We start from the raw sequence: 11,027 nt of genomic DNA, 5'->3' as shown, positions 1-11,027 counted from the left end.
GGTCTAGCATTTTGCTAGACCTTTTACTTTTAAACTCCGTTCATTGCGATGTTAGCTCTTAGGAAGTGTCGTGAAAACGGTCCACTCTTTCTTCACTTCACCTTTGTGGCCAATCACCGTTGCGGTGACTCGACGGTTCAACGCATGGCTCACTTGGTCGGTGCCTTGTGTTGCAAGTACTGTGTCTCCATAGCCGACAATAGTGACTCTATCCCCACTAATGCCATTCTTCATGAGTTCTTTTCTAACGTTCTCAGCGCGGCGCTTGGATAAGTCGAGATTGTGCTCTGCAGTACCAGTGCGACTAGCATAGCCCTGAATCTCGATAGACGTATTTGGGTACTCCTTCAAGAAGTCGGACAACTCACGAATTTGTTGTGTAAAGATAGGATTGATCACGTCGGAATCGTTCGCGAACAGAACTCGAATTTGCATTTCTTGCGAGGAGTCGACATACGAACCGCAACCATCGTTATCTATCTCGGCACCTAAAGGAGTACCCGGACACAAATCGCGCTCATTAATGACTCCATCAGAATCATCATCTATATGATCAGCCCACTGATCGGCAATTGGCGTATCGATGTAATCATATTCATCGCCTTTATCGGATGAACTGCATGCCGAAATCATCAATGAGAGTGCAATAAGAGTTATGTGTTTCATAATTAATACTCCACTTCTTCTAGCCATTCTTTAGGCATTTCGACCCTTAATGCACTCAACAGTTGACCTGTTGCGTTCATCACTCGATATTTGGCGTACTGCTCTGCGTATTTAGAATCTAAGTAATCTTTACGTGCCTCAAAGAGTTCGTTTTCAGTATTCAATAGATCAAGCAGCGTTCGCTTACCAATGCGATATTGTTTTTCATACGCAATAACGGTTTCAGATGCTGAGTCTACATGATCTGACAGGAACTCTTTTTGCTGTAGGGTCAAATCCAGTGCGCTCCATGAAAGCCTTAACCCTTCTTCAACATTGCGATAAGCACCTTCACGTAAGTCTTTCGCTTTGTTTAACTGATAGGCGAAGTTTTCTGAGTTTGCAGCGTCACTGCCGCCATTAAATAGGTTGTAGCGTAGACGCAGCATGGCAAGTGTCTCATCACTGCGGCCTTTTAAGCCATCAGCGTCGTCACGCCATGTTTGTGAAGCTTCAATGGAAATGGTTGGGTAATTAACACCTTTAGATTGTTTGTATTGAAACTTAGCCGAGTCTACGTCTGCGAGCGCGACTTGAATGACAGGGTGCAGCTCAAATGCCAAACCTACCGCTTCATCAATGGTGTATGGAATGAAATTCTGATCCGCTCTTGGAAAGATCAACCCTTGCGGGGTTTGACCCACTAAACGAGTGAACATAGTGTGAGAGTCATACAGGTTATTTTGAGCAGCCGCTAAGTTGCCGTGTGCTTTTGCCAAACGTGCTTCTACTTGCGTTAAGTCAGCGGTAGAACCGATACCCGAGTTGACTCGTTTTTTAATGTCTTCGTAAATATCTTTGTGAACAGCCAGGTTGTTTTCAGACAGCTTGAGTATTTCGTAAGCTTTTACTGCATCTAGATACACTTTGGTGACTTCAAGTGCTTTATCTGATGCATCGGCTAAAAGTTGAAATCTTACTGATTCAGCGTCAGCTGCGGTACGATCGATATCATTTAAGGTTGCACTGCCATCCCATATGAGCTGAGTTAGTGTTACCGAAGCTTCCTTTCGAGTGTAATCTGTATCCCCACGTCCCACCTCGTCAGAAGGGTCTAATCCTTCATACCCAATTCCCGCATCTAGATCAATAGAGGGCAAGTAAGCACCCGAAGAGGCTTCATTTACGTATTTTCTGCTCGTAAATTCATTAAATGCACTCTTAATGTCAGGATTGTTTTTTAACGTCAATGCCACTGCTTGCTCTAAAGTTTGACCGAAAACGGGTATAGACACCATTAAACTACAGCAGCAAGCAATATTTAGTCGGTTCCATTTCACGGTATTTCTCCTAAAAATTCGTGTTGCTTTTGCTATTTCATCTCATAACTGAGACGAAACATCATAAATAACAGTGCTTGAGTAAGGGATTTATCAACCTACTGTTAAAACAAAGCTTTTGTTTCAAAAACCCAAGATTTCGCCTTTTAAAACCTTAGCACATATGTCGAATGTTGCTTAGCAACATAGCAAGTTTAGCTCGGAGAAAAGCTTGAATTCTTAATATCATAGCGTTTCACGGCCTGTGTCACTCTGCGCTTTTTTGTAACTCTGCCCCTAGAGTTATCAAACGTCCTACAAGCTACACATACAACGAAAATATGATGATTTTGACTAAACTATAGACGTAAATGTAGAGGTGACAAACTTTTGACTTGGTTTGAAGTGGGGCGAGGTAGATATGGATCGAGTAACTTTGAGCTCATTGATGGGCAACATCGTGGTTATCGGGCTGGATGGGGAAATCAGGACCCTAGAAGAGGGACAACTACCTCAACCAGGAGAGTTAATAATTGATGAGGTATCAGATACTTCTGAGCTTGTGATCGAGCAGGTGACACCACAAGGAAGTTCGATAAACGTAACTGATGATATCACAGCGTTAATTGAAGCAATTGCTAGTGGGGAAGACCCGACTGAGCTGGGTGAAGAGTTTGAGCCTGCTGCAGGTGAAGGAAACGGGTCTAGCCCACAAAATACGGGGGCTATAGATCGCACAGGTGCTGAATTACTCGCCAGTACCAATTTTGAGACAGTGGGAACTGACGGAACAGGATTTTCAAGTACTCAGGTAGAGACGCTACTCGATATTTTCCAAATACAACCACCAGAACCAACAGCAATCCCCGTTCCTGCAACGATAATTGTTCAAGAAATATCTAGTCCGACTATCAACGAAGGTGATCAGGTTGTATTCGATATTACTTTAAACCAAGCAACAGAGGACAATACCGATGTCACTTTGTCGCTACTTGATAGCACCGCAACTGGCGGTTCAACTGACGAGAGCGGAAGTGACTACGTTAACGAGCGTGTTCTCATAACATTTTCCGATGGCACAACAGAAGACATCTCAGTTGATGATAATGGTACTTTTACAGTCTCGGTCCCATTAGGTGAAAGTGGGTTTACGGTTTCTCTCGACTCTATAGATGACTCTATATTCGAAGGCCCAGAAACGTTTACGCTTTCTGGCACAACAGAAGAACAAAATACACCTGAAACCGGGGTGGCAACCATTGTTGATGATGGTAGTGGCCCAGGTTTAAGTCCTGATGATGATCGTCCAACGGTAACGATGAGTGATGCAGGGACGATTAATGAAGGTGAGTTAGCCAGCTTTAAAGTGTCGTTATCTAATCCGTCAGCTACAGATGTTGAGGTCGAACTAAGTCTCAACCTCGGTGACACTGAAGCCGGTGACTTAGGTACCTTAGAATACAACACGGGAAGTGGTTGGGTTGCAGTGCCAAATGATGGCGTGGTGACGGTGCCAGCCGGGCAAACCGAATTTGATGTGCGTATTGCTTCTGTTGATGACGCCGTTTATGAAGGCCCTGAAGATTTCAGTGTCACGGTAACCGGCATTGGGGCGGTGCAAGGCAGCGATACGGGCACGGCGACGATTGTGGATGACAGCAGTGGCCCGGGCCCCGATCCAGACGATGACCGTCCGAGTGTTACTATTACCGACGCTGGCACCATTAATGAAGGTGATACGGCGAACTTTAAAGTCACGTTATCGAATGCTTCAGAGTCTAGTGTTCAAGTTGAACTCGGCCTCAACTTAGGCGATACCGAAGCGGGTGACTTAGGCACCTTGGAATACAACACGGGAAGTGGCTGGGTCACAGTACCAAACGATGGCGTGCTAACGGTGCCAGCCGGACAGACCGAGTTTGGTGTGCGCATTGCTTCTATTGATGATGCCGTTTATGAAGGCTCTGAAGATTTCAGCGTGACGGTAACCGGCATTGGTGCGGTGCAAGGCAGCGATACGGGCACGGCGACGATAGTTGATGACGGCACTGGTCCAGGACCTGATCCAGACGATGACCGTCCGAATGTAACCATTACCGATGCAGGGACGATTAATGAAGGTGAGTTAGCCAGTTTTAAAGTGTCGTTATCTAATCCATCAGCTACAGATGTTGAGGTCGAACTAAGTCTCAACCTCGGTGACACCGAAGCCGGTGACTTAGGTATCTTAGAATACAACACGGGAAGTGGTTGGGTCGCAGTGCCAAACGATGGCGTGGTGACGGTGCCAGCCGAGCAAACCGAATTTGATGTTCGTATTGCTTCCATTGATGACGCTGTTTATGAAGGCCCTGAAGACTTCAGTGTGACGGTGACCGGTATTGGTGCGGTGCAAGGCGGCGATACGGGTACGGCGACGATAGTGGATGACGGCAGTGGCCCGGGGCCTGATCCGGATGATGACCGTCCAAGTGTGACTATTACCGACGCTGGCACCATTAATGAAGGTGATACGGCGAACTTTAAAGTCACCTTATCGAACGCCTCAGAGTCAGCTGTTCAAGTTGAACTCGGCCTCAACTTAGGCGATACCGAAGCGGGTGACTTAGGCTCCTTGGAATACAACACGGGAAGTGGTTGGGTCACAGTACCAAACGATGGCGTGGTGACGGTGCCTGCCGGGCAAACCGAATTTGATGTGCGCATTGCTTCTATTGATGACGCCGTTTATGAAGGCCCAGAGGATTTCAGCGTTACGGTGACGGGCATTGGGGCGGTGCAAGGCAGCGATACAGGTACGGCGACGATAGTGGATGACGGCAGTGGCCCGGGGCCTGATCCGGATGATGACCGTCCAAGTGTGACTATTACCGACGCTGGCACCATTAATGAAGGTGATACGGCGAACTTTAAAGTCACATTATCGAGTGCCTCAGAGTCGAGTGTTCAAGTTGAACTCGGCCTCAACTTAGGTAACACCGAAGTCGGAGACTTAGGTACCTTAGAATACAACACGGGCTCTGGTTGGGTTGCGGTGTCAAACGATGGTGTGGTGACGGTGCCAGCCGAGCAAACCGAATTTGATGTGCGTATCGCTTCCATTGATGATGCGGTGTACGAAGGTCCGGAAGATTTCAGTGTTACGGTAACGGGCATTGGCGCAGTACAAGGCAGTGATACGGGCACGGCGACGATTGTGGATGACGGCACTGGCCCAGGACCCGATCCAGATGATGACCGTCCAAATGTCTACATCGTTGAAGGTAGCGTGGGTGTTAACGAAGGTACCGATGCTGTGTATACCGTTAGATTGTCGGCGGCGGCCGATATCGATGTGACCGTCAGGTTGAACACCTCAACCGACGGCAGCAACACGGCGGAAGCGGACGATATAGGTAGCTTTGTGGTGACCCTTGCTGATGGTGTGACAGTGGTGAATGCCAACAGTGACGGTACGTATACCATTCCCGCCGGTGAGAACGAGCTGAAAGTCACTGTGCCAACCACAGATGATGGCGTCTACGAAGGGGATGAAACCTTCACTGTGGCGGTACAAGGTGACACGGGCGTCCTAGGCAGTGACAGTGCGCTGGGCATTATTTACGACGGTGGTAACGGCCCTGGTCCCGATCCAGACGATGACCGTCCAAGTGTCTATATTGTCGAAGATAGCGTGGGCGTGAATGAAGGTACTGAGGCTGTGTATACCGTCCGGTTGTCGGAGGCTGCCGATATTGACGTGACGGTAAGGTTGAGCGCATCAACAGGAGGAACTAATACGGCAGAGCCTGGCGACATTGGTGCTATTAAGCTGACATTATCTGATGGAGTAACTGTGGTGACCGCCAACAGTGATGGCACGTATACTATCCCAGCAGGTGAAACCGATCTCAAACTGTTTGTCCCAACCACGGACGACGATGTGTATGAAGGAGATGAAACCTTCACGGTTGCAGTGCAAGGTGCAACTGGAGTACTTGGTACTGACACTGCGTTGGGTATTATTTACGACGGCGGTAACGGCCCTGGTCCTGACCCGGATGATGATCGCCCGACCGTATCTATCTCAGATGCGGGTATCGTAGATGAGGGTGATATCGCGACGTTTACCGTGTCATTGAATAATGCTTCGGAAGGTACAGTCCAGGTGCAGTTGACCTTAAACCCAGACGAAACAGAAGTGGATGATCTTGGCTCGCTAGAATATAACACCGGAGCAGGTTGGGTTGCTGTGCCTGTCGATGGCATCGTAACAGTGCCAGCAATGCTTACCGAATTTGATGTGCGCATTGCGACCATTGATGATGAAGTTTATGAAGGTCCGGAAGACTTCAGCGTGACCGTGACAGGTTTGGGCGCAGTTCAGGGCACAGATACTGGTTTGGCTACCATTGTGGATGATGGCACTAAAACGGACGACGATCGACCAACTGTGTCTATCTCGGACGCGGGTACCATTGATGAAGGTAGTTTCGCTACATTTACCGTGTCATTGAGTAATGCCTCAGAAGCAGCGCTCCAGGTTCAGTTAACGCTGAATCTGGATGAAACAGAAGTAGGTGACCTTGGCACTCTAGAGTACAACACCGGTTCAGGTTGGGTAAGTGTACCTGTAAGTGGCATTGTGACGGTGCCGGCAGGTATGACGGAATTTGATCTACGCATCGAATCAATTGATGACGGTGTGTACGAAGGCCCTGAAGATTTCAGCGTTACAGTAACTGGCTTGGGAGCAGTGCAAGGCAGCGATACTGGTCTGGCGACCATCGTGGATAACTCACCACCTACAGCCCGTGATTTCATCATTTCGCTCGATGTTCAAAATGGTATTTTCCCGGTTCAGGATGTTGAGTTTGATGGATTAACGACGTCTGGGGAACAGCGTGTTGAAGATCTCGAAGATGACGCAGTTACTGCAAATGATGATGATATTTTAATTCAGGTCGTTAGCCTTCCTGAACAAGGTGAACTGTATTATGTGGATGGAAATGGACAGGAAGTCATTATAGACGAAACCACACAGTTCCCTGAAAACACAGAGGTTAAGTATCGTCTGACTGAAGATTTCTTTGAGGAGCAGAGCTTTGACTCAGCCGACCTTCTTGAAGAACAAGGGAAAGATATCTTGGTGGGATCCTACACTCCTCCTAACTCGAACTTAACGTTCACTGGAGGTCAGATCACCACCATTGGCAACAGCATCATCTTTGATTCCGACGCTCAGATTTCAGTCGATTTTGCGAATCAACAGGTCGGGTTGGTTGTCGTTTCGCCAAATGAAACGGGTCAGGGTGATGAAATCAGTACTGGTGAATATATTACGTTAGAACTGGATGAGGATTTATCAGCTAACGAAGCGAAACTGAACTTAGCCAGTCTGAATGACCGTTTCAACAGTGGTGGTGCATGGTTAACGGCATACATCTTCCTAAACGGTGCACTTGTTGATGTTCAGCAGTTTTACTCAACGGATATTACTTATACCAGCAACCACGAAGGTTCTATTACCGTTGCGTTAGCAAATGGCAGCTTTGATGAAATTCGACTTACTCCAGAAACCGATAGCGCGAGTGATAAAGCGGGCTTTACCTTAGTTGGAACTGAAATCACCAGTTTTACTGACGTGAACGATGACTTTACCTACCAAGCTATTGACACTGATGGTGCGGTAAGTAACGAAGCTACGGTAGCGGTTGATTTCGAGAACGTCACGGTAGACGCTGTCACGGCGCTTGGTTATCAAACCATGGCCTTAAATTCGGATCTGAATCTGGTTATGGGGACAGATGGCGATGATATTCTGGTTGGTACTGAAGGCAATGACCTGATCATCGGTGGTTTAGGTAATGATATCTTGACTGGCGGTGAAGGTGATGACGTATTCAAATGGACAGAAATGCAATCCGCAACTGATACCGTGACAGATTTCAGTGACGGGGATCAGCTTGATTTTACCGATGTATTTGACGATATGAGTGGTACGGATATCTCCGCCTTGCTTGATGATCTTGGTTCGGGTGACTATCGCGGCAGTGTGGATGACATTTCCGTTGAAGTGACTGAAAGTGGGGGTAACTCGACGTTGACCATCAACAAAGATGGACAACAGCTAGAGGTTAACTTTGATGGTGCCTCTGCAGCCGATATTGCCAATAGTCTGATTTCTAATCTCGAGCAATTACGAGAATAGATGGCCAAAAATAAAAAAACGGAGCGTTTTTTCGCTCCGTTTTTTTATTTAATAATACGGTAAACTAGCACTGTGATTACAGAACTTTACATGCAAAACCTTTCAGGTAGAAACCTTCTGGGTATGCTGTATCGGTTGGGTGGTCAGCAGCTTGTTCAAAGCGCTCCACAAACTTTACTTGGCGGTTAGCATCTACGGCTGCGTCAGCAATGATTTTCTGGAACAAAACTTGATCCATCAAGCCAGAGCACGAGTAGGTCAGTAGCGTACCTCCAGGTTTTAGGATTTGCATTGCTAGCATGTTGATGTCTTTGTAACCACGACATGCGCCGTTTAGTTGGGCTTTACTGTCTGCAAACTTAGGTGGATCCATGATAACCACATCGAACTGAGTTCCTTGGTCACGATACTCACGAAGTAGTTTAAACACGTCTGCGTTTAGGAACACGGCACGCTTCTTCGAGATATCAAATTCATTCAGTTCTGCGTTGAACTTCGCAGTGTCTAGAGCAGGTTGTGATACGTCAGCGTTTATCACACGCTTTGCATCACCTTTCAGAGCGTAAAGTCCGAAGCCACCTGTGTAAGAGAAGCAGTTAAGAACTTCTTTGCCTTTCACATATTTCATCGCTTGCTGGCGACTATCACGTTGATCTAGGTAGAAACCTGTTTTATGACCGCCAACGATATCTACACTAATCTTTACGCCATTTTCTTCGATGACGACCGATTTAGGTGGCTCTTCGCCGTGCAAGACGCCCGTGGTTTCTTTCAAACCCTCTTTCTTACGTACCGCGACGTCAGAACGCTCGTACACATTACAATCAGGGAAGCACTCAACTAGAGCATCAACAATGGCCTGTTTATTGTGTTCTGCGCCAGCACTGAGAAGTTGACACACAAAAAAGTTTTGGTAACGGTCAATCGTAACGCCTGGCATACCATCAGACTCTGCCGCGATAAGGCGGTAACCCGTAAGGCCATCACGTTCGATAATGTCTTCACGAAGAAGTTGTGCGTCTTTAAGTCGTTTAACGAAAAACGCGGTATCGATTTCTTCTTTATCAAAACTCCAAATACGAGCACGAATTTGTGAAGCTGGCGAATATGCCGCCTTAGCTAGCCATTTACCGTCGTGAGTGAATACATCAACCGTTTCGCCAAGAGCAGGTTCGCCCTCAACTTTGTTGATGCCTCGAGAGAAGATCCAAGGGTGCTTGCGCTTGACCGATTTCTCACGACCTTTAACCAAATAGATAGCAGCTGTCATTTCATTAGCTCTTGTTGAATTTTGAAAGGGGCGTATTGTCCGGGATGTGAATGGTAAAAGCAATATCCCTCGGCAATCCAGTACATTGTAGTGACTTTTAAATACAAAAAAGGTCACTAAAGTGACCCTTTTATTTTAATTTGCTGTAATAGATTCCGTTGCTATGCTTTAAGTCCAGTAAGTAGTGCTTCCATTGTGTCGCTTTGCTTACGCAGTTGATCAACGTTTTGTGAAGTCGTGCTTATCATATTGCACACGTTATCTGCTTGAACTCGAATTTCTTCAACGCTTGAGGCGATATTGTCCGCGACTACACCTTGCTCTTCAGCTGCTGTTGCAATTTGAATGCTACTGTCGGAGATAGTTTGATTTTTATCTGCCAAAGAGCCGATTTCGTGATTCACTTCCGTCATGAGGTTTTGTCCCTCATTTGCATTATTAACTGTCACTTCCATCAGCTTAGTAAGCGACTGACTGTTACGCTGTAACGATTCAATCATCGTTTGAATTTCAACTGTCGCTTGCTGAGTGCGTCCCGCAAGAGCGCGAACCTCATCCGCAACGACCGCAAATCCACGACCTTGTTCTCCAGCACGTGCAGCTTCAATAGCTGCGTTCAGAGCAAGTAGGTTGGTTTGCTCGGAGATCCCATTGATGGTTGTCACGACTTCATCAATTTGTGCTGCATTGGCATCTAACTCGGCAACGGCTTGAGACGCAGATTGAATCTCATTAGAGAGGTTCGAAATCGAGTGAAGCGTATTCTCAACTTTCACTTGTCCAGACTGAGCCACGTTACGCGCGTCATCGGTTTGCGTGCTTGAATCGTGAGCTAGTGTCGCGACTTCTCGAATCGTTGATGCCATCTGTTCCGTTGCACTCGCAAGGGAGTTGAGGTGCTCTTGTTGCGTCGCAGAAATATCTGAACTGTGATGAATTGATAGATTCAGGTCTGAGCTAATTCGTTGCATTAACGCCACAGACTCTTGAATCGACAGCACCATTTGTTGCTCTCGTTCTGCAACTTTATCTATCGTAATAGCAATTTCACTAAACTCGTCGCGAACTGGGAAGAAGTTCATTCTCGCGGTGAGGTCACCTCCCGCAAGGGTGTTTAATGCTTTATTCATCGTGAACATTGCGCCGCCGATAAACGTCATGATGTAGTAAACGCCAAGCGCGAGAATAAACAAGCTCACACAGATGATGCTCACTTGAGTCGTTGATAGGGCAGTCCATAAAGAAAGTTCATGGTTTGCAACCAAGCTGTACGCACCATTTAGAACAGACACGGATTGCGGCCCTGAGCCAATAGAAACGGTTTCTGAACCAGCTATGAGGTTTGCTACTTGCGATTGAGAAAGGTTGCCTGCCTCTATCAGACCTTTCATAAGCATGAGCTCTTCTTGGTACATACTTGAGATCAACGTATTAGCCGCGCTATTAAGGACGAGAGTGAGAATGACTAAAGCAAGAAGAGGGAGAACGAAGAGCAAATAGAACTTTTCTTGAATCTTTAAGTGAATGAGATACTTATCAATCCAGCGGAATGGAATTTCTTTCATAATTATAATAACCGTGCAAAAACCCACTATCCTTAGTG

Annotated in this window: 5 protein-coding genes; 1 reads left to right on the top strand and 4 read right to left on the bottom strand. The window is 46.8% G+C overall.

What is annotated here, in order from left to right; all coding sequences use genetic code 11:
- Nucleotides 1-51: 51 nt before the first annotated feature.
- Nucleotides 52-666 (bottom strand): OmpA family protein, encoded by a 615-nt coding sequence (locus FKN16_RS18595; protein ID WP_047010374.1) that lies wholly within the window; start codon nucleotides 664-666, stop codon nucleotides 52-54.
- A gap of 2 nt (nucleotides 667-668) precedes the next feature.
- Nucleotides 669-1,985, bottom strand: coding sequence for a TolC family outer membrane protein (locus FKN16_RS18590; protein WP_170891452.1), 1,317 nt, complete (start codon nucleotides 1,983-1,985; stop codon nucleotides 669-671).
- 400 nt (nucleotides 1,986-2,385) lie between these two features.
- Between FKN16_RS18590 and FKN16_RS18585 the strand changes: the two genes are divergently transcribed.
- Nucleotides 2,386-8,154 (top strand): Calx-beta domain-containing protein, encoded by a 5,769-nt coding sequence (locus FKN16_RS18585; RefSeq protein ID WP_170903339.1) that lies wholly within the window; start codon nucleotides 2,386-2,388, stop codon nucleotides 8,152-8,154.
- 76 nt (nucleotides 8,155-8,230) lie between these two features.
- Here the strand turns inward: FKN16_RS18585 and FKN16_RS18580 are convergent, their stop codons facing one another.
- Together FKN16_RS18580 and FKN16_RS18575 are read right to left on the bottom strand one after the other, a co-directional pair.
- Nucleotides 8,231-9,424, bottom strand: coding sequence for a class I SAM-dependent methyltransferase (locus tag FKN16_RS18580; RefSeq protein WP_170903338.1), 1,194 nt, complete (start codon nucleotides 9,422-9,424; stop codon nucleotides 8,231-8,233).
- A gap of 161 nt (nucleotides 9,425-9,585) precedes the next feature.
- Nucleotides 9,586-10,989 carry a methyl-accepting chemotaxis protein gene (locus FKN16_RS18575; protein ID WP_170903337.1) on the bottom strand — a complete coding sequence of 468 codons (1,404 nt, stop codon included), beginning with the start codon at nucleotides 10,987-10,989 and terminating at the stop codon, nucleotides 9,586-9,588.
- Nucleotides 10,990-11,027: the final 38 nt, after the last annotated feature.

The organism is Vibrio sp. 11-4(1) (assembly GCF_013048625.1).
Taxonomy (GTDB): Bacteria; Pseudomonadota; Gammaproteobacteria; order Enterobacterales; family Vibrionaceae; genus Vibrio; species Vibrio diabolicus.
The sequence above is the reverse complement of the archived record's forward strand: the minus strand, read 5'-3'. Positions and strand labels throughout refer to the sequence as shown.